We start from the raw sequence: 18946 nt of genomic DNA on the forward strand, positions 1-18946 counted from the left end.
CCCGCGTACCACTGGCGGATGCGTAACGACGGGCTCAGGCCTGGGCGTGGTCCCGCGAAACCCTGTGGCGGGCCGAACGGCTCGCGGGGTTCGCGGTGCTCCTCTTCATTCTTCGCCGCCCCGGGGAGGCGCGTATGACCGCGGTCGCCAACGGCTCCGCCGCCGATCGCGCACGCGCTCCCCGGGTCGTCATCGTCACCGGCGTCAGCCGGTTCCTCGGTGCGACCATCGCCGCCCGGATCGCCGCGGACCCCCGGGTCCGCAAGGTCGTCGGCGTGGACCGGGTGGATCCGCCCGCCGAGCTCGCGCCGCTGCTCAGCGACGTCGCGGTGCGCCGGGTCGACCTGACCGGCGGCGCATCCTCGCTGGTCAAGCTCGGTGCCGAGGCGCTCGTGCACCTCGCCGTGGTCTCCTCGCCCGACCCGGACGCCGGCGGGCGGGCCGCGATGAAGGACCAGAACGTCATCGGCACGCTCCAACTGCTGGCCGCCTGCCAGCAGATGCCGTCGCTGCGCCGGCTCGTGCTGCGCTCCTCGACGGCGGCGTACGGCGTCTCGTTCCGCGACCCGGCCGTGTTCACCGAGGACACCGAACCCCGGGACGCCCCGCGCGGCGGCTACGGGCGCGACATCCTCGACATCGAGTCGTACGTGCGCGGCTTCCGCCGCCGGCGGCCCGACGTCACCACCACCGTGCTGCGCTTCGCCCCGTTCATCGGCCCGCAGGCCGACACGGCGCTGCTGAAGTTCCTGGCCCGCCCGGCCGTGCCGACGGTGCTCGGGCGGGACCCGCGCCTGCAGTTCATCCACGTCGACGACGCGCTGGAGATTTTGCGCCGCTCGGTGCTGGAGGACCACCAGGGCACCTTCAACGTGGCTGGTCCGGGCACGCTGACCCTGTCCCAGGCGGTGCGCCGGTCCGGGCGCGTCGCGCTGCCGGTGCTGGAGCCCGCCATGCACGCCGCCGCCTCGTTCGGCCGCGGGGTGGCCGGGCTGAGCCTGGACCAGGTTGACCTGTTCGTGCACGGCCGCGTGGTCGACACCGCGAAACTCGTGCGGGAGTATGGCTTCACACCCCGCTCGACCGCCGACGCCTTCGACGACTTCGTACGAGCGCAGGAGCCCGGCGCGGTCATCACCCCCGCCCGGGTGGCCGCGACCGAGCAGCGGCTGCTCGACATGATCAGGTCGGTGCGGGAGAAGCAGCGGAGGGCCGGCCGGTGAACGTCCCTGAGTACGACGACGAGTTCGACGAGCGCGTCGCCGCGAGCCTGGCGTTCGTGCGCCGCCGGCTGTCCGGGCAGTATCAGATCGACGAGTTCGGGTTCGATCCCGAGCTGACCGAGCAGGTCTTCCAGCCGGTGCTGCGGCAGCTCTACCACCGCTGGTTCCGCACCGAGGTGATCGACGTCAAGAACCTGCCCGGCGAGGGCGGTGCGCTGGTCGTCGGCAACCACTCGGGCACCGTCGCGCTGGACGCGGTGATGCTGTCGGTGGCCTGCCACGACGAGCACCCGGCCCACCGCCACCTGCGGCTGCTCGGGGCCGACTTCGTGTTCCGCATGCCGTTCGTCTCCGAGCTGGCCCGTAAGTCAGGGGCCACCCTGGCGTGCAACCCGGACGTGGAGCGGCTGCTGCTGGCCGAGGAGCTGGTCGGCGTGTTCCCGGAGGGGTTCAAGGGCGTCGGCAAGCGCTTCGTCGACCGGTACAAGCTGCAGCGCTTCGGGCGTGGGGGCTTCGTGTCGGCGGCGCTGCGCACCGGCAAGCCCATCGTGCCGGTGGCCATCGTCGGGGCGGAGGAGATCTACCCGCTGCTCGGCAACATCAAGCCGCTGGCCCGCCTGATCGGCGCGCCGTACTTCCCGGTCACCCCGACGTTCCCGTGGCTGGGGCCGCTGGGCCTGATCCCGCTGCCGAGCAAGTGGCTGATCCGCTTCGGCGAGCCCATCGACACCACGCCGTACGCCGACGCCGCCGACGATCCCGCGGTCGTCTTCAACCTCGCCGACCAGGTCCGCGAGACCATCCAGACGATGCTCCACGAAACCCTCGAACTGCGCCCCGACCCCTTCGCCCCCTGAGGTCAGGGGAGCTCGCGCAGGTCTATGGCGTGCCAGGTGAGGGTTTCGTTGTCGCCGGTGGACCACCAGAGAACGCCGCCGCGCGAGGCGATCCGGCCGGCGTTGGCGGTGACCAGGGACAGGGTGCGGGTCTTGAGGTCGTAGAGCATCACCCGGGTGGTGGTGAGGCCTTGAGCCGAGCGGGTGTACACCTCGAAGCGGTCCAGGACGGCCACGTCGGCGATGGCCGAGGAGACCGCGCCGGTCACCGTGCGCACGCGTTCGGAGCCGTCGGGGCGTAGCAGCTCGATGACGGTGGAGGCCTCGGTGCTGCCGATGATCAGTGACCGGCACCAGGCCGCCGAGCAGCTCATCAGCTCGCCGCTCTGTACGCCGACCAGGACACGTTCGGACGTCTGCGGGTTGGTCAGCTCGATCGAGCCCGCGTCGGCGACCGGCTCGCTGACCAGCCACGGCCAGGCGCTGATGGCGTACCCGCCGGTCAGCTCCCGCACGACGGGCCTGCCACCGGCCACGGGCACCGTGTAGATCGCGGAGACGCCCGGCTTGCCGACGTCGGCCATCCAGCTCAGCTGCCCGTCGTGCAGGACCAGGTCACCCTGCTTGTCGAAGAGCATCACCAGGCCGGTGTCCTCGGTGACCAGGTGCGGCGCGCCGCCGTCGAGCCGGGCCGTCCAGACGCCGCTGCGGCCCGCGCCGTCGGCGTCGCTGCTCAGCTCCACCCAGGCCACGATCGTGCCGTCGCTGGTGAACCCGGCGAACTCGGCGGCACTGTCCTGGGGCATGCGGCGCAGCTCGCGCTCGACGCCCCGGTCACGCAGCAACAGCCGCACGTCGTCGCCGCCGGGCGACAGCGCTGTGCCGACGGACCCGGTCGCGCTGAGGAAGTAGACCGGGGTGTACGCCGACCCGTCGGCCAGCGTGCCGGGGGTGTCCTGGGCGACGGCACCCGGATACGCCTCCGCGAGCGCCGGTTCGGCCGAACGGGGCGGGGCGGGCTGCCGCGGGCTCAGCGCGAGCATGAAGCCCGCCGCGCCCAGGGCGAGCAGCAGCGCGACGGCACGGGGCACCGGCAGGGTGGCGGTGTGCCGGTGCGGTCCGGGCGGCTCCGGGTCCGCCGCGGGCGAGGTGCCGCGGCGGGCGGGTGTCGTCGGGTCATCGGCCGGCGGTGGGGTGGTGCGCCGTCCGGGCAGCGTCACGTCTTCTTCCGGCGGCGGCTCAGCACCACGCCGCCCGCGACCGCGCCGGCCAGCACGCCTGCGCCGAGTGCGACAGGCACGGCGACCTTGGCGGCCTTGCGCCCGGATCGGAAGTCCCGGATGTCCCAGCCCTGGGTACGGGCCATCCGGCGCAGCGCGCTGTCGGGGTTGACGGCGACCGCGCGTCCGACGCTGGTCAGCATCGGCACGTCGTTGATCGAGTCGCTGTACGCGGTGCACCGGGTCAGGTCGAGCCCTTCGGCGGCGGCCAGCGCCTCGATGGCGTGCGCCTTGGCGGGGCCGTGCATCATCTCGCCGACCAGGCGGCCGGTGTACGCCCCGTCGCGGATCTCTGCGACCGTGCCCAGCGCGCCGGTGAGGCCGAGCCGCGCCGCGATGACCCGGCCCAGCTCGACGGGGGCCGCGGTGACCAGCCAGACCCGCTGACCGGCGGCCAGGTGCTGGTCGGCGAGCGCGCGGGTGCCGGACCAGATCCGGTCGGCCATCAGCTCGTCGAAGATCTCTTCGCTGAGCCGCTGCACGTCGTCGACCTGCCAGCCCTCGATGAAGGCAAGCGCCGCCTCGCGGGCCTGCGCGATGTCGCCGGAGTGCTCGGCGGCCAGCAGCCGGAACTTCGCCTGGCTGATGGCGAACCTGGCCAGGTCGATGGTGGTGAAGTAGCGCCGGGACGCCAGGCCGCGGGCGAAGTAGTACAGCGAGGCGCCCTGCATCATCGTGTTGTCGACGTCGAAGAACGCGGCCCCGGTGCGGTCGGCGACCGGTGCGGCCGGCTCGGTCAGGGGCATCGGCACGATGGCCGGTGGTATCAGCGGCCCGGCCGTGGTGGCGGTCGGCTGCGCCGGACTGCGACGACGTGCCATCGGGCCCTCCTTCTGCGGATCGCGGTGCGCGCGACCGCTAGAGCGTATGCGCCGCAGGCCGCCGCACACAGTAGGGGCGCGACGCCGTTACCGGCACCGCGCCCCCGTGTTTCCTCTGTCGGGCTAGCCCAGCAGGCCGCCGAGGATCCGTCCCAGCTCGTCGAGCAGGCCGTCGTCCTGCGCCTGCTCGGTCTCGCCGTCGGGAGCCGCGGGTGACGCCGAGACGTTCGGGCTGGCCGACGCCTGCGGGGCAGCGGGGGTGGTGCCGTTGCTGCCCGGCTTGGCGTTCTCCTTGGTCTCCGCCGGTTGTTGCTGCTGCTGCTGTTCCGGCCGCGAGGGCTGGGTGACCGCGTTGGCGCACGCGCCGGGCACGGAACCGAGCTTGTCGCTGCCGTTGGAACCCGCGCCGCAGGCCAGCGCCGTGCGGGCGGCGGCGGAGCGCTTCTCGATCCGGTCCAGCAGGGACAGCGAGCCGGTGACCTTCTCCCGGTCGGTGCCGCTGTCGAGCAGCTGCCCGACGAGCATGCGCTGGTCGGCGACGAAGCGGTCGACCGCGTCCAGGGCGGAGGTGTCACGTCGCGCCATGGCGGACGTGATCAGCATCCGGATGCCCTGCGTGGTGTCGCTGTCCATGTCGGTGAGCGCGGCCCCGAACCCGGTGGCGTCGGTGCGCACGGCGTGCGCCTCCGACAGGCGGGTGCGGGCGAACTCAAGGTAGAGCCGGCCGCGGGACAGGTCCGAGCCGGCCAGCGCGAGCTGCGCCTTCTCGGTCTGCCGCTTGACGCCGTAGAGGGCGTCGCCGGGGATCGCCTCACCGCTGGCCACCGATACGCCGGACAGTGCCAGCGTGCCGGCGGCGATGCCGATGACGATCGCCCCGCGGGCGCGCGCCCGGCCGGGTGTGCGAGCGGTCCAGGGCGCCGCCGCGCGCTGGTCCTCGACGTCGGTCCGGGCGGTCACGCCGATGCCCTCGCGTTCCGCGGTGGCGATCAGCTGAGCGCGCAGATCCCGTTTGAAGTTGGCCTCGGGCGCGCCGGGCAGGGCCACGGTGCGCAGCTGCTGTCCGACGGTGACCAGCTCTGTGAGCTGGCCGTCGAGGCGGGACCGGGTGTGGTGACGGCGGCCGCCGTTGGCCTCGTCGAGCAACTGGGCGAAGCGCTCGGCACGCCCACGATCGAACAGGGAAATGTTGTTCACCGCGGGCACCCCCCTTCGCTGATCGCGGTGATGGTTACGGCGAACGCTGAGAATGCCGCTCGCACCCGGTCAAACGGGGCCAGGGCACGATCAGTTACGGCCGTCGAGGGTGACGGGGCACCCGGAGTGAGGTGAGTCACGTTCACGGTTGGAACCCCTCGGGCAGCAGGCGGGCGAGCGCGCGCACGGCGCGGTACTGCAGGGCCTTGATCGCGCCCTCGTTCTTGCCCATCGCCTGCGCGGTCTCCGCCACCGAGAAGCCCTGGAGGAACCGCAGCACGATGCACTCCTGCTGCTCGGGGTTGAGCTGCTTGACCGCCGTCAGCAGCGCCACGTTGGTGATGTGGTCCACCACGGCCGTCTCGGGGCTGCCCTCGGGGCCGCGGTCCTCGCGGTCGGCGTCCAGCACGTCGCCGGTGGTGACCTCCAGCCGGTACCGGCCGGACTTGAAGTGGTCGGCGACCAGGTTGCGGGCGATGGTGACCAGCCACGCGCCCAGGTCGCGGCCCTGCCAGGTGAAGCTGCTGATGCGCTTGAGCGCGCGCAGGAAGGTGTCCGAGGTCAGGTCCTCGGCCAGCGGGCGGTTGCCGACCCGGAAGTAGATGAACCGGAACACCGTGTCGACGTACCGGTCGTAGATGAGCCCGAACGCCTCGGCGTCGCCCTGCTGCGCCCGCTCGACCAGCGTCCACACCTCGTGTGCGGCGTCGCTGGGATCGGGCCGGTCCGGATAGCCGGTGCCGCCGGAGCCGCCCTCCTCGACGGACGGCAGGACCTGGGTCTCGCCGCTCTCGACGGTGGAGCCGCCGGCCTGGGTGGGGGCGCTGCGCCCGTTGACCCGCCCGCCCACGGGTTTGGTGCCCGGTGGCTGGTGGCGGACCGCGGCGTCGTTGCTCTGCCGGGTGCGGATCCGCTGCGTGCCGCCGTCGCCACGTACCGCTGTGGCCAGCATGTCGTTGAGCGAAGTACGGAGCAGCGTCAGGCCGTCGACCAGGGCCCGGCGGGCCGCCGCCACCTCGCTGGTGACCACATCATCGCCGAACAACACAGAACTCATCCCGCCACCTCCGCGTGCCCCCAGACCGATCCGTCCCGGTGCTGCGGAGGGCGCGTACGACCTCCGGCATACCGGGCAATCTCCACCATAAGCCGCTGAACACCCATGAGGTACTCGTTCGGTGCGATAAACGGCACAAAGGCCTCCTCTGGCTGAGGGGTGTCGTCTCATGGCAAAAAGGGTGAGCCGACCCTGAGGACTATAAAGGCCCCAACTCACCCCGCGGTGTGGAGTCAGTTACACGCCGGACCGAAATGTTGCACCGGCACCCGTAGGTGTCGTCGCACACGTTGTGCGCTGGTCCGTGTACTGACCGAAAGTTTCGGACCCGCTCACCCGGGTGGGTGATGCCGATGTCACGTCCGTGGCGACGTCGTGTCAGGACGGTGAACGCGAGGGGTGGGCGCGCGGGCCGCGCTGTGGAAAACTCAGCCTCCGTGAACCTCGCCACACTGCTGCGCCAGCACGCCGCCGCGACCCCGGACCGCATCGCGCTGCGCGCGGGCGAGGAGAGCCTGACCTGGGCGGATTGGGACGCGCGGGTCGACGCCGCCGCGTGCGGCCTGGCGGCGCTGGCACTTGCTGCCTCGGCCGGGCATCCCGCGCGTGTCGCGATCGCCCTGCCCAACGGCCTCGACTTCGCCGTGACCCTGTTGGCCGTGCTGCGTGCCGGCCTGGTGGCGGTGCCCTGCAACCCCGGGTTCACCCCGCGCGAGCTGCGCCACGTGCTGGCGGACAGCGGCGCACAGGTGCTGGTCGCACCGCAGGAGCTGCTGGTCGGGGTGGAGGGTGCGGTGGCGCACCCGCTGACCACGGTGCCGGTGGCCGACGCCGCCCTGCCCGCTGAGGGCCCCGGCGACGACCTGGCACTGCTGCTCTACACCTCGGGCACGGAGGGCGCGCCCAAGGGTGCGATGCTGCCGCACACGGCGCTGCTGGCCAACCACCGGCAGCTGGCCGCCGTGGAGCCGCCGCTGGTCGGCCCGGACGACACGGTGCTGCTGGCGCTGCCGCTGTTCCATGCGTACGGGCTCAACACCGGCCTCGGCTCGGTGCTGTTCCACGGCGCGGCGGGCGTGCTGCTCGCCGACTTCGACCCGGCCGCCTCCGCCGCGCTGATCGCCGAGCACGGGGTGAGCGTGCTGGTCGGCGTGCCGCCGATGTTCCTGGCCTGGAGCGCGGTGCCGGACATCGGCGAGCGGCTGCGCTCGGTGCGGCTGGCGGTGTGCGGCGCGGCAGCGCTGGAGCCTGCCGCTGCGGCGCGCTTCACCGCGCTCACCGGGCACACCGTGCAGATCGGCTACGGGCTGACCGAGACCGCACCGGTGCTGGCCTCCACCGTCGCGGCCCCGTCGGCAAAGCCGGGCTCCATCGGCCGGCCGCTGCCCGGGGTCGAGCTGCGCCTGGTGAACCGGGCCGGGGAGGACGTGTGGCGGGGCGGGGAGCCGCTCGGCGCGGCCGAGGAGGACGACCTGGACCTCGACGTGCCCGACTCGCCGGGCACCGATCCCGGCGAGGTGGTGGCCCGGGGGGAGAACCTGTTCGCCGGGTACTGGCCCGACGGCCGGGGCGGCCCGGACGCCGACGGCTGGTGGCCCACCCGCGACGTGGCGTACGCCGACGGCGACGGGGACCTGTTCCTGGTCGACCGGCTCGGCGAGCTGATCCTGGTCAGCGGCTTCAACGTGTACCCGGCCGAGGTGGAGCAGGTGCTGCTGGCGCACCCGGGCGTGGCCCAGGCGGCCGTCCTGGGCGCGCCGCACCCGATGACCGGGCAGCAGGTCCGCGCGGTGGTGGTGCCCGCCCAGCGGGGCGAGGTCACCGCAGCGGAGCTGGCCGCGCACTGCGCACGCAACCTGGCCAGGTTCAAGTGCCCGAGCGAGATCGAGTTCGCGGAGGCCCTGCCCTACTCGGTCATCGGCAAGGTGCGCAAGGGCCTGCTGTGATACGCGGAGCCCGGTCCGCGAGAATGACGCCGTGACCCGACTGACCCTGTACACCCGGCCCGGCTGCCACCTGTGTGAGGACGCGGTGGCGGTGCTGGAGCGCATCGGCGAGCCGTTCGAGGAGGTCGACATCTCGGGCGACCGCGAGCTGGAGGCCGAGTACGGCGACCGGATCCCGGTGATCATGCTGGACGGCCGGGAGCACGGCTACTGGCGGGTGGAGGAGCAGCGGCTGCGCCGCGACCTCGCGGCCTGATCTCCGCGGCCGGGGCGGGGTGCCCTGAGCAGCGCTCACACGAGTAATCTGGCGCGATGAAGCGCGGCGCGAAGCACCTTGTCTGGGACTGGAACGGCACCCTCGTCGACGACCTGCACCTGGTCGTGAACTCCACCAACGTGGCGTTCGAGGCGGCCGCGCCCGGCCTGTCAGTCAAGGTCACCGCAGACGAGCACCGCCGCGACTTCCGCCGCCCTATCAGCGAGTACTACGGCTCGGTGCTGGGCCGCACGGTCACCGAGGCGGAATTCGTCCAGCTGGACCAGATCTTCCACAACGCCTACCGCACCGGCCTGGCCGAGCTGGCCCTGTCAGCCGGAGCCCGGGACGCGCTGCGGGGCTGGACCGGAACGCAGTCGCTGCTGTCCATGTGGTTCCACGACGAGCTGGTCCCGACGGTCACCCGGTACGAGCTGACGTCGCACTTCATCCGGGTGGACGGGCTGCCCGAGCGGCTGGGCGGGGAGCAGGCGCACAAGGCCGGCCACCTGAAGCGGCACCTGGCCGAGTTGCGACTGGAGGGCGCTGACGTGGTGCTGATCGGCGACTCGATCGACGACGCCGACGCGGCGGCGTCCGTGGGCGCGCGTTGCGTGCTCTACACCGGCGGCTTCACCGACCCGGCCAAACTGCGCACGTATGGAGTGCCGGTCGCGGACAGCCTGCTGGAGGCGGTCGCGCTCGCGGCGTGACGTTCGTCTCTGGATGACGGCACCCGAAGTCACTGGGAACCGCTTTGGGTGGTTAGCTCCTTTTGCGTGTGTTTGAGGCGAATCAGGCGGGCGTGTTTTGGGAGTGATTGTCGCTGTTGCGACATAATCGCGGAGCAGCGCCCATCCGGACGTCCGTCGCGAACCGCCTTTTCGGCGACTCTCCGTGACGGGCGGAGCGGCGTCGGGCCAGAGTGGGGGCACACATGCCGCGGGGGCATTCTGGCCGATTCGCGATCCCGGATGGGCGCGCTTTCAAGATCGCGATTTGTGCACCTGTTCACAAGCGCTTAGTCTGTTACCTCGACGTTCCCCGCTAGCACAGAGCCGTACGGCCATGTGATCTGGGGTCTAAGCCTTGTTCGGCACGGAGTCTCATGAGTCAGCAGCGCACCGGTCACGAAGCCGGTATCACCGGCCGTGTCGGCGCGGTCACGCCTTCGGCGGCGCTCGGCAGCCAACCGGATTTCCCGGACCTGCCCGAGGCCACGGTGGCCCGCCTGCCCGAGTACCTGCGTGCTCTGCATCACCTCGCCGAGACCGGGCACGACACCGTCTCCAGTGAGGGCCTGGCCACCGCTGCCGGCGTCAACTCGGCCAAACTCCGCAAGGACCTCTCCCACCTCGGTTCGTACGGCACCCGCGGCGTCGGCTACGACATCGAGCCCCTGGTCGGCCAGATCGAGTACATCCTCGGCCTGAACAAGCGCCGTGCCGTCGCCCTCGTCGGCGTCGGCAACCTCGGTCACGCGCTGGCCGGCTACGCCGGGTTCGCCAGCCGCGGCTTCCGCATCGCTGCGCTGTTCGACGCCGACCTGACCCGCGTCGGCGAGCTGATCAACGGGCTCGCCGTGCGGCACATCAGCGACATCCCCGAGGTGGTCAAGTCGGAGGCGATCTCCATCGCCGTGCTGGCCACCCCCGCCGGGGCGGCCCAGGCCGTCGCCGATCAGCTGGTCGCGGCCGGGGTCACCAGCATCCTGAACTTCGCCCCGGTGGTGCTCAACCTCCCGGAGCAGGTCGACGTCCGCAAGGTGGACCTCGCCGTGGAGCTGCAGATCCTCTCGTTCCACGAGCACCGCAAGTCGGCCCGCGGGGCCGAACTGGCCAAGGCGGTCGCCCTGGCCGGAGACCAGGCAGCGTCTGCCGCCCCGGCGGCACTCAACGGGGTCGAACCGGCCCGCCCGGCGGCCCGCGCCGTCGGCCGCGGCCGCGTGGCTCGTGTGATCGCTGAGGCGGGCGGGGCCATGAACGGCAGCCCGGCCGCACGAGGAGAGGTGGCCGCGTGAACCTCGTCGTGGTCGGCGCGTCGTACCGGACCGCGCCGGTGGAACTGCTGGAGAAGCTGTCGCTGGTCGAAGGCCCGCAGGCGCTGCCCCGGCTGCTGGCCGGCGGTGAGCTGGCCGAGGCGGTCGTGGTCTCCACCTGCAACCGGGTCGAGGTCTACGCCGCCGTGCCCGCGTTCCACGCCGGTCTGAGCCACCTCGGCGAGGTGCTGTCCGAGCTGTCCGGCGTGCCCGCCGAGCAGCTCGCGAGCACCCTGTACGTGCACCATGGCCAGGACGCGGTGCGCCACGTCTTCCGGGTCGCCGCCGGGCTCGACTCGATGGTGGCCGGCGAGGCGCAGATCCTCGGCCAGCTCCGCGAGGCATACCAGCACGCCACCGAGGCCGACGCGGCCGGCAAGGTGCTGCACGAGCTGCTGCAGCAGGCGCTGCGGGTCGGCAAGCGGGCGCACGCCGAGACCGGCATCGACCACGCGCCGCGCAGCATGGTCAGCGCCGCGCTGGACCACGCCGTCGCGAACTCCGCGGACTGCCACCGCTGGCTCGTGGTGGGGGCCGGGGCGATGGGCGCGCTGGCCGTCGCCGAGCTGACCCGCCGCGGCGCGGGCACGGTCACCGTGGTCAACCGCGGCCTGGACCGCGCGCAGCGGCTCGCCGACGCGTACGGCGCCACCGCCGCCCCGATGCAGCGCCTGCCCGAGCTGCTGGTCGACGCCGACGTCGTGATCACCGCGACAGCCTCGACCGGCCACGTACTCACCACGGGCAACGTCGGTGCGGCGCGCGCCGGGTCCGCCAAGATCCTGACTATCATCGATCTGGCGATGCCGCGCGATGTCGAGCCGGCCGTCGCCGAGCTTCCCGGGGTGCGGCTCGTCGACGTCGCGCGCCTGGGCACCGTGCTCGACCCGGCCACGTCCGGCGCGCCGGTCTGCCCCCGCTCGTCCGCCGACCGCGAGGTCGCGGCCGTGGAGCAGATCGTCGCCGGCGAGGTCGACTCGTACGCGAGCTGGCTGCGGGGCGCCGAGGTGGCGCCGACGGTCGCCGCGCTGCGGGCCAGGGCCGAGGACGTGGTCAGCGCCGAGCTGCGCCGCCTCGCCCAGCGCCGCAGCGACCTGACCGACGAGCAGCGCGCCGACGTGGCGCACACCGTGCACCGGATCGTGCAGCGGCTGCTGCACCAGCCCACCGTGCGGGTGCGCCAGCTGGCCGCCGAGCCCGGCGGGGAGGCGTACGCCAGCCTGCTGCGCGACCTGTTCGACCTGTCGGTGATCCCCGGATCGCCGGACCACACGACGGTGGCCGACGTGCCAGATTTGAAGGGGGGTGCCTGATGAGCCGTACCGGAGTGCTCCGGCTGGGTACGCGGGGCAGCGCCCTGGCGATGGCGCAGTCGCAGACCGTCGCGGATCTGGTGACCGCGGCGACCGGGCTGCCGGTCGAGCTGGTGGAGATCGCGACGGCGGGCGACCGCTCGTCCGCGCCCGTGCAGCAGCTCGGCGTGGGCGTGTTCGTGTCCGCGCTGCGTGACGCGCTGACCGCGAAGGAGATCGACTTCGCGGTGCACTCATACAAGGACCTGCCCACCGCGCCCGCCGACGGCCTGTCCATCGCGGCCGTGCCCGAGCGGGCCGACCCGCGCGACGCCCTGATCGCCCGGGACGGGCTGACCCTGGCCGAGCTGCCCGCCGGCGCCGTCATCGGCACCGGCGCGCTGCGCCGCATCGCGCAGATCAACGCGCTGGGCCTGCCCGTCACCACCGTGCCGATCCGCGGCAACGTCGACACCCGGCTGCGCAAGGTCGCCGACGGCGAGCTCGACGCGGTCGTGCTGGCGCGCGCCGGCCTCGCCCGGCTGGGCCGCGCCGGTGAGGTCACCGAGATCCTGGACCCGATGCTGATGCTGCCCGCGCCCGCCCAGGGCGCGCTGGCCGTCGAGTGCCGGTCCGCAGATGCCGACCTGGTCGAGGCCCTCGCGGCCCTCGACCACCGGGCGACCCGTGCGGCGGTCACCGCCGAGCGGGCGCTGCTGGCCGCGCTGGAGGCAGGGTGCAGCGCACCCGTCGCCGCGCTGGCCGAGACAACCGAAGACGACGAGATCTACCTGCGCGGTGCGGTGATCAGCGTGGACGGGCGGTTCGCCCTCCGGCTGTCGCGCACCGGAACGCTCGCCGAGGCCGAGCAGATCGGGCGGGCCCTGGCCGCCGACCTGCTCGAAGACGGTGCCGAGAATGTACTTGGGAGTGCAGAATGACCCGCACCCGTAAGCCCGCCGGGCACGTCGCGTTCGTCGGGGCTGGACCCGGCGACCCGGGACTGCTCACCCGCCGCGCGTACGACACGCTGCTCGAAGCCGACCACATCGTGTACGACCGCAGCGTGCCCGACGCGCTGCTTGACACGCTCAAGGCCGAGACCGGCGACCTGACCGAATACAGCCCCGCCGAGGGCGTGCCCGGGGACGTGGCCAAGGTGCTGCTGTCCGAGGCGCGTTCGGGCCGCAACGCGGTGCACCTGGTGACCGGTGACCCCTTCGGCCACGACGCCGTGGTCAAGGAGGTCCAGGCGGTCGCCCGGACCAACGTGCGCTTCGCCGTCGTGCCCGGCGTGCCCCAGGCCGCCGGTGTGGCGACCTACGCGGGCGTGCCGCTGACCGGCGTACGCACCGCCGCCGACGTCGACGACGTCACCACGCTCGACTTCGACGGGCTGGCCGCCGCGGTGCGGCACGGCTCGGTCGCGCTGGCCGTGGACGCCGGCGACCTCGCCTCGGTGCGCGACGGCCTGCTGGCCGCGGGCGTCGACGGGACCGCCCCGGTGGCGATCACCGGTGACGGCACGGGCGACACGCAGTACACGACCACCTCGTCGGTGGACAGCTTCGTCGCCGCCGCGCTGGGCTTCTCCGGCCGGGTCGTGGTGACCGTCGGCGGCGGCGTCCAGCACCTGGACAAGCTCGGCTGGTGGGAGCGGCGGCCGCTGTACGGCTGGCGCGTGCTGGTGCCGCGCACCAAGGAGCAGGCGGGCGTGATGAGCGCGCGGCTGCGGGCGTACGGGGCCATCCCGTGCGAGGTGCCGACCATCGCGGTCGAGCCGCCCCGGACCCCGGCCCAGATGGAGCGGGCGATCAAGGGCTTGGTCGACGGCCGGTACGCGTGGGTCATCTTCACCAGCGCCAACGCCGTGCGCGCGGTGTGGGAGAAGTTCGGCGAGCACGGCCTCGACGCCCGGCACTTCGGCGGCGTCAAGATCGCCTGCATCGGCGAGGCGACCGCCGAGGCGGTCCGCTCCTTCGGCATCCAGCCCGAGATGGTGCCCGCGGGCGACCAGTCCAGCGAGGGCCTGCTCGCCGAGTTCGCGCCGTACGACGAGATCTTCGACCCGGTGGGCCGGGTGCTGCTGCCCCGCGCCGACATCGCGACCGAGACGCTCGCCGCCGGGCTCACCGAGCGCGGCTGGGAGGTCGACGACGTCACCGCCTACCGGACCGTGCGCGCCGCGCCGCCGCCGGAGGAGATCCGCAACGCCATCAAGTCGGGTGGTTTCGACGCGGTCCTCTTCACGTCAAGCTCCACAGTCCGCAATCTCGTCGGTATCGCCGGCAAACCGCACCAGCGTACGGTGGTTTCGGTGATCGGCCCGAAGACGGCCGAGACCGCACTGGAGTTCGGTCTGCGCGTCGACGTGCAGCCCGAGCACGCGTCCGTCCCCGACCTGGTCGAGGCGCTCGCGATGTACGCCGTCGAGCTGCGCGAGCGGCTCGCCGCGATGCCGGCCAAGCAGCGCCGCGGCTCGAAGGTGCAGGGCCCCACCGCCCTGCGCTTCCGCTGAGCCGCGGCACCGCGTGATCGAAGTGTCCTCGACGTCGTTGTAGCAGCGTCGGGGACACCTCGATCACAGCAAAGACAGGGAGCGCGTGATGTCCTTCCCGAACGTGCGGCCGCGACGGCTGCGCACCACCGCGGCGATGCGGCGGATGGTCAGCGAGACCCGGCTGCACCCGGCCGAGCTGATCCTGCCGCTGTTCGTGAAGGAGGGCCTCGCCGAGCCCCGCCCCGTGAAGTCGCTGCCCGGCGTGCTCCAGCACTCGCGCGAGTCGCTGCGCAAGGCCGTCGCCGAGGCGGCGCAGGCCGGCATCGGCGGGGTCATGCTGTTCGGCATCCCGGCCGAGAAGGACGCCGTCGGCTCCGGCGGCATCGACCCGAACGGCATCCTCAACGTCGCGATCCGTGACGTCGTCGCCGAGGTCGGCGACAGCGTCGTGGTCATGAGCGACTTGTGCCTGGACGAGTTCACCTCGCACGGCCACTGCGGCCTGGTGCGCCCCGACGGCTCGGTCGACAACGACGCGACCCTCGCGGCGTACGCCCGCATGGCGGTGGCCCAGGCCGCCGCCGGCGTGCACGTGGTCGGCCCCTCCGGGATGATGGACGGCCAGGTCGCCGTGGTCCGCCGGGCCCTCGACGAGGCCGGCTACCGCGACACCACGATCCTGGCGTACGCGGCCAAGTACGCCTCCGCCTTCTACGGCCCGTTCCGCGACGCGGTCGAGTCGTCGCTGGACGGCGACCGGCGCACCTACCAGCAGGACCCGGCGAACCTGCGGGAGTCGCTGCGCGAGGTCGCGCTCGACGTCGCCGAGGGCGCCGACATCGTCATGGTCAAGCCCGCGCTGCCCTACCTCGACGTGGTCGCCGCGGTCCGCGACATGGTCGACGTGCCCGTCGCCGCCTACCAGGTCAGCGGCGAATACGCGATGGTCGAAGCGGCCGCCGCCAACGGCTGGATCGACCGCGACCGGGTCATGATGGAGACCCTGCACTCCATCCGCCGCGCCGGCGCGCAGATGATCCTGACCTACTGGGCCACCGACGCCGCCCGCCGCCTGCGCGCGGACTTCTAATACACCTCGGGCGGCTCCGGGTCGTTGCGGTACTTCTTCACCCGGACCTCCCACTGGCTGCGCCGCCGCTGCGCGTCGCGCCGCGCCCGGTCGCGCAGGAACGTCTCCGGCGGCCGGGCCAGCCCGTACTGATCGGCCCACCACTCGCCCGGCCGCGGATCGAGGACCAGGTCCAGGTGCGAGGGGTAGCGGCGTTCCGCGCCGTCGCGCAGCTCCTGGTCCCGCCGGTCGCTCATCGGCATCAGCACGTGCCCGTCATCGTCGACCACGGTCAGATAGTGCGCCGTCGCCCCCATGAGCTTGGCGAAGGCGACGAGGCTCGGCCACAGCTCGCCGGCCTCGATCCGTCCGACCGTCGAAGCGTGCAACCCCGCACCTTTGGCCAGTTCGCGCTGGCTCAGGTCGGCGCGGCGGCGGGCGGCCCGGATCAGCCCCACGACCGGGAACGGCGTGCCGGGCAGGCTTTCCTTACGAGGACGCGGCATAGCCGCCAGCCTCACCGCCAAACCGGGGACTTGCAACCGCCGATCGCCGAACCTGTGGACAAACACCGGCCCTGTGGATAACCGCGGCTCGGTTCTCCTCATCCGCCCAGCTCAGGTGTCCCTGGCGAACGCATTTGCTCTGCACCCAAAGCCTTGCTCTGCACCCATCGGCGCAACAGCCGGAAGTTGACGACCCCGTTGCGTATGTGGGTGCAGAGCAAGCAAATGGGTGCAGAGCAAATGCGTTCGGGGCGTAGGCCTGAGCTGGAAGGACGGACCGGCGAAACGTACAGGCGATCGCCAGTTGGGGGCACGAAGTCTGGCTCGGCCTCACGTTCTGCACGCCTACGGCGATGATGACCCCGCACCGAGGCCGACAGCGCGGGACGTCAGCTGCAGCAGCCGCCACCGCAGCAGCCGCCGCCGCCACCGCCGGACGGCGCGGGGATCGCGTCGCCGCGGCCGGAGAGGCCGACGGTGGTCAGCAGCTTCACGGTGTCGTCGTGGCCGGCCGGGCAGGGCGCGGGGTCACCCGCAGCCGCCATCGGCCGGTTCACCTCGAACGTGTCGCCGCAGGCGCGGCAGCGGAAGTCGTAGCGTGGCATCGGATCAGCTTATGCGGAGGTTGGCGGCCAGTTCCACGACGTCGCCCTCGTACTCCAGCCACTGGCGGTCGGCGACGAAGCCGAGCTCCTGGTTGACCTTGATGAGGGGTTCGTTGACCGCCGCGTTCCAGGTCTGCACCTCGGTCAGGTTCGGCTCGGCCGAGCGCAGCTCGAACAGCATCCGGGCCTTGATGGCACGGCCCACGCCGTAGCCGCGGTGGCGCGGCACGACGACGGTGTCGTACTGGTCGGCACGGCCGGGGCGCTGGGCGGGCACCACGACCTCGGTCAGGCCGGCGACCTCGCCCGTCTTCTCCTGGACGGCGACCACGATGTAGAGCTTCAGGCCCCGGGCAGCCAGGGTGTGCAGGCTGGCCAGCAGCCGCTCCGGCTCGTAGGAGCTCGGACGCAGCTCCAGGTCGCCGAGGTCGTAGTCGTCACGCACCTCGGCCTTGGCGGCCGCGTACGGCGCGATCAGGTGCTCGGGCGGCCTGTCGGCGTAGAACTCGATCTGGTAGCCGGCGCCGACGCCCGCGGCCATGTCGCCGAGGGAGAACCAGTCGACCGTGTCGAGCCGCAGCACGCTGCGGATCTCCGTGAACGCCAGGGTGAAGCCGTGCGCCTGGTAGAAGTCGACGGCGGACGTGGCACCGGCCACCTCGACGCCGAGCGTGGTGAAGCCCTTGCGCAGGGCGACCCGCACCTGCTCGGTCAGCAGCGCGCGGCCGATGGCCTGCCGGCGCGCCTTGGGATGGACCAGGATCTCGACGACGCCGATGTCGCCCAGCAGGATGATGCTCCCGGCGGCCAGCGGGGCCACACCGCGCGCGGCGTCGCCCTCGTTCTCCTCGACCAGCCACATCATCTTGCGTTCACCGGGCATGGTGACCGCCAGGTAGTCGCGCATCCGGCCGTCTTGCCACAGGGGATCATCAGGTAGGTCGACCGCGGAAACCTCATTGAGGAGTGCGACCAGAGAGGTGATCTCAGTGGCGGCGGCGGTACGGGGATCCCATTCGCGCACCTTCACTTGTCCAGCTTGCACACTGCGCCCCCGAAACGGAAGGGTCCCACCTGTCATCGTATGCAAACCATTACTCTGAGTGGCGTTCAACGACGCAGGCAGTGGCGGACGGTAGTGTTATGGGCCGTTTCGCTGAACTGTGCGAGACGTCCGGTGGATCAGGTCTGACTGCTACGACCGTACGCCTGCGCGGTGTCGTACACCTTCTGCAGGTACACCCCGACGTTGTTGTACGACAGGACCACCGATTTCCAGTTGGCCACGACGGTCAGGTCCTTGTTCGGCGCGCAGAGGTAGTAGGCCGCGGACAGGGCCGCGTCGTCGAGGTCGTGCGGGTCGACGAGCTGGTCGTTGTCGGCGTCCACCCCGTAGGTCGTCCACGTGGTCGGGATGAACTGCATGGGGCCGACCGCGTGGTCCCACTTCTTGTCGAGGTCGAGCCGGCCGGCGTCGGTGTCGTTGATCTTCTTGGTGTTCTTGGTGCCGTCCAGGGCGGGCCCGACGATCGGGGGCAGCGCCTTCGCGTCGTCGCCGAGCTTCGCGCCCTTGGTGCGGCCGTGATCAGATTCGATCTTGCCGATCGCGGCGAGGGTGGTCCACCGCAGCTTGCACGACGGGCGGGTCGACGTCACCACCCATTCGGCGTACGCATACGCCTCCAGAGCCGTCACCGGGACGTTCACCTTGGCCGAGGTCGCCTCGGCCCAGCGGCGGAACGCGGCGGCCGGCCGGGCCACCGGGCTCGGCGCGGCGGTGGCCGTGGGGAGCGGTTCGAAGCTGGGGCTCGGCGTCGCGCTCGCGGGCGCCTCGCTCGATACCGAAGGTGACGGCGCGGGCGCGGCCTTGGCTCCGACCAGGGAAGGGATCAGCAGCGCGCCGGACGCGCCGGCTGCGGCGACCAGCAATGCGAGGGTGACGCCCGTGGTGGTGAGCCGGCCGACCGGGCGGCGCGACTGCCGCCAGACCACGCGGCCCGCGTCCATCGCCGCCGAACGCAGCCGCACCATCGCCACCCCGACCGAGATCGCGGGCGCCGCCTCGGCCCCCGGCGCGATCGCCGCGTCCGGCGCGGTCGCAGCGTCCGCGGTGTCCGGCGTGGTCACAGTATCCGGCCTGGTCACGGCATCGCCGTCGGCTTCGGCCGCTGTCGCGGCAACGGTTTCCGCGTCCTGCGGCGCCACTGCGCCGACAGCATCCTCGGCGGCCGGCTTCCGAGCCCGCGCCGCCGCTTCCGTGGTGTCCTCCCCGTCCCGCACGGGTCGAGTATGCCTCGCGCGCGCCGCATTGTCGTGCGCA

16 protein-coding genes and 2 pseudogenes are annotated in these 18946 nt (G+C 72.3%); 10 read left to right on the forward strand and 8 right to left on the reverse strand.

What is annotated here, in order from left to right; all coding sequences use genetic code 11:
- The first annotated feature begins 134 nt into the window (after positions 1-134).
- Both AB0B66_RS19555 and AB0B66_RS19560 read left to right on the forward strand, forming a co-directional pair.
- The gene (locus AB0B66_RS19555; protein WP_360531291.1) at positions 135-1223 is read left to right on the forward strand and encodes an NAD-dependent epimerase/dehydratase family protein; all 1089 of its coding nucleotides are present in this window, start codon (positions 135-137) and stop codon (positions 1221-1223) included.
- On the forward strand, positions 1220-2080 hold the full coding sequence (locus AB0B66_RS19560; protein ID WP_360531294.1) for a lysophospholipid acyltransferase family protein: 861 nt from the start codon (positions 1220-1222) through the stop codon (positions 2078-2080). The genes AB0B66_RS19555 and AB0B66_RS19560 overlap by 4 nt, the downstream gene beginning before the upstream one ends.
- A 2-nt stretch (positions 2081-2082) precedes the next feature.
- Here the strand turns inward: AB0B66_RS19560 and AB0B66_RS19565 are convergent, their stop codons facing one another.
- The 4 genes and pseudogenes from AB0B66_RS19565 to AB0B66_RS19580 form a co-directional block, all read right to left on the reverse strand.
- Positions 2083-3279, reverse strand: a complete 1197-nt coding sequence (locus AB0B66_RS19565; RefSeq protein ID WP_360531297.1) for a hypothetical protein — start codon at positions 3277-3279, stop codon at positions 2083-2085.
- Positions 3276-4085: an HAD-IB family hydrolase gene (locus AB0B66_RS19570; protein WP_360531425.1), complete on the reverse strand. Its 810-nt coding sequence runs from the start codon at positions 4083-4085 to the stop codon at positions 3276-3278. The genes AB0B66_RS19565 and AB0B66_RS19570 overlap by 4 nt, the downstream gene beginning before the upstream one ends.
- 432 nt (positions 4086-4517) lie before the next feature.
- Positions 4518-5366: pseudogene (locus AB0B66_RS19575) on the reverse strand (DUF5667 domain-containing protein); the annotation flags it as partial.
- 133 nt (positions 5367-5499) lie between these two features.
- The gene (locus AB0B66_RS19580) at positions 5500-6414 is read right to left on the reverse strand and encodes an ECF subfamily RNA polymerase sigma factor, BldN family (protein WP_360531300.1); all 915 of its coding nucleotides are present in this window, start codon (positions 6412-6414) and stop codon (positions 5500-5502) included.
- A gap of 437 nt (positions 6415-6851) precedes the next feature.
- On the opposite strand from AB0B66_RS19580, the gene AB0B66_RS19585 reads away from it, so the two are divergent.
- From AB0B66_RS19585 to hemB, 8 genes and pseudogenes are all read left to right on the forward strand, one after another.
- On the forward strand, positions 6852-8360 hold the full coding sequence (locus tag AB0B66_RS19585; protein WP_360531303.1) for an AMP-binding protein: 1509 nt from the start codon (positions 6852-6854) through the stop codon (positions 8358-8360).
- A 31-nt stretch (positions 8361-8391) separates the two neighbouring features.
- The gene (locus AB0B66_RS19590) at positions 8392-8616 is read left to right on the forward strand and encodes a glutaredoxin family protein (protein ID WP_360531306.1); all 225 of its coding nucleotides are present in this window, start codon (positions 8392-8394) and stop codon (positions 8614-8616) included.
- Positions 8617-8672: 56 nt separating this feature from the next.
- Positions 8673-9329, forward strand: a complete 657-nt coding sequence (locus AB0B66_RS19595; RefSeq protein WP_360531309.1) for an HAD hydrolase-like protein — start codon at positions 8673-8675, stop codon at positions 9327-9329.
- A 395-nt stretch (positions 9330-9724) separates the two neighbouring features.
- Positions 9725-10438, forward strand: a pseudogene (locus AB0B66_RS19600) (redox-sensing transcriptional repressor Rex); the annotation flags it as partial.
- 194 nt (positions 10439-10632) lie between these two features.
- Positions 10633-11967, forward strand: a complete 1335-nt coding sequence (locus tag AB0B66_RS19605; RefSeq protein WP_360531312.1) for a glutamyl-tRNA reductase — start codon at positions 10633-10635, stop codon at positions 11965-11967.
- The gene (hemC, locus tag AB0B66_RS19610) at positions 11967-12887 is read left to right on the forward strand and encodes a hydroxymethylbilane synthase (protein ID WP_360531315.1); all 921 of its coding nucleotides are present in this window, start codon (positions 11967-11969) and stop codon (positions 12885-12887) included. Before AB0B66_RS19605 ends, hemC begins: the two co-directional genes overlap by 1 nt.
- Positions 12884-14464 (forward strand): uroporphyrinogen-III synthase, encoded by a 1581-nt coding sequence (locus AB0B66_RS19615; protein ID WP_360531318.1) that lies wholly within the window; start codon positions 12884-12886, stop codon positions 14462-14464. The genes hemC and AB0B66_RS19615 overlap by 4 nt, the downstream gene beginning before the upstream one ends.
- A gap of 88 nt (positions 14465-14552) precedes the next feature.
- Entirely contained in the window at positions 14553-15536 is a 984-nt protein-coding gene (hemB, locus tag AB0B66_RS19620) for a porphobilinogen synthase (protein WP_360531321.1), read from the forward strand.
- Here hemB and AB0B66_RS19625 read toward each other — a convergent pair.
- From AB0B66_RS19625 to AB0B66_RS19640, 4 genes are all read right to left on the reverse strand, one after another.
- The gene (locus AB0B66_RS19625) at positions 15533-16021 is read right to left on the reverse strand and encodes a helix-turn-helix transcriptional regulator (protein ID WP_360531324.1); all 489 of its coding nucleotides are present in this window, start codon (positions 16019-16021) and stop codon (positions 15533-15535) included. The genes hemB and AB0B66_RS19625 overlap by 4 nt on opposite strands.
- Positions 16022-16410: 389 nt before the next feature.
- Positions 16411-16626 carry a zinc ribbon domain-containing protein gene (locus AB0B66_RS19630; protein ID WP_191842465.1) on the reverse strand — a complete coding sequence of 72 codons (216 nt, stop codon included), beginning with the start codon at positions 16624-16626 and terminating at the stop codon, positions 16411-16413.
- Positions 16627-16630: 4 nt separating this feature from the next.
- Entirely contained in the window at positions 16631-17707 is a 1077-nt protein-coding gene (locus AB0B66_RS19635) for a GNAT family N-acetyltransferase (RefSeq protein WP_360531327.1), read from the reverse strand.
- A gap of 101 nt (positions 17708-17808) precedes the next feature.
- Complete coding sequence (locus AB0B66_RS19640; RefSeq protein ID WP_360531330.1) at positions 17809-18753, reverse strand: lytic murein transglycosylase; 945 nt, start codon at positions 18751-18753, stop codon at positions 17809-17811.
- Between the last annotated feature and the right edge of the window lie 193 nt (positions 18754-18946).

The organism is Catellatospora sp. NPDC049111, assembly GCF_040648615.1.
Taxonomy (GTDB): domain Bacteria; phylum Actinomycetota; class Actinomycetes; order Mycobacteriales; family Micromonosporaceae; genus Catellatospora; species Catellatospora aurea.

Excerpts from the sequence above, each read along its gene's own strand:
- AB0B66_RS19555 (WP_360531291.1), top strand. The coding sequence starts at position 135 with ATGACCGCGGTCGCCAACGGCTCCGCCGCCGATCGCGCACGCGCTCCC.
- AB0B66_RS19570 (WP_360531425.1), bottom strand. The coding sequence starts at position 4,085 with ATGCCCCTGACCGAGCCGGCCGCACCGGTCGCCGACCGCACCGGGGCC.
- AB0B66_RS19580 (WP_360531300.1), bottom strand. The coding sequence starts at position 6,414 with ATGAGTTCTGTGTTGTTCGGCGATGATGTGGTCACCAGCGAGGTGGCG.
- AB0B66_RS19595 (WP_360531309.1), top strand. The coding sequence starts at position 8,673 with ATGAAGCGCGGCGCGAAGCACCTTGTCTGGGACTGGAACGGCACCCTC.
- hemC (WP_360531315.1), top strand. The coding sequence starts at position 11,967 with ATGAGCCGTACCGGAGTGCTCCGGCTGGGTACGCGGGGCAGCGCCCTG.
- AB0B66_RS19615 (WP_360531318.1), top strand. The coding sequence starts at position 12,884 with ATGACCCGCACCCGTAAGCCCGCCGGGCACGTCGCGTTCGTCGGGGCT.
- hemB (WP_360531321.1), top strand. The coding sequence starts at position 14,553 with ATGTCCTTCCCGAACGTGCGGCCGCGACGGCTGCGCACCACCGCGGCG.
- AB0B66_RS19625 (WP_360531324.1), bottom strand. The coding sequence starts at position 16,021 with ATGCCGCGTCCTCGTAAGGAAAGCCTGCCCGGCACGCCGTTCCCGGTC.
- AB0B66_RS19630 (WP_191842465.1), bottom strand. The coding sequence starts at position 16,626 with ATGCCACGCTACGACTTCCGCTGCCGCGCCTGCGGCGACACGTTCGAG.
- AB0B66_RS19635 (WP_360531327.1), bottom strand. The coding sequence starts at position 17,707 with ATGACAGGTGGGACCCTTCCGTTTCGGGGGCGCAGTGTGCAAGCTGGA.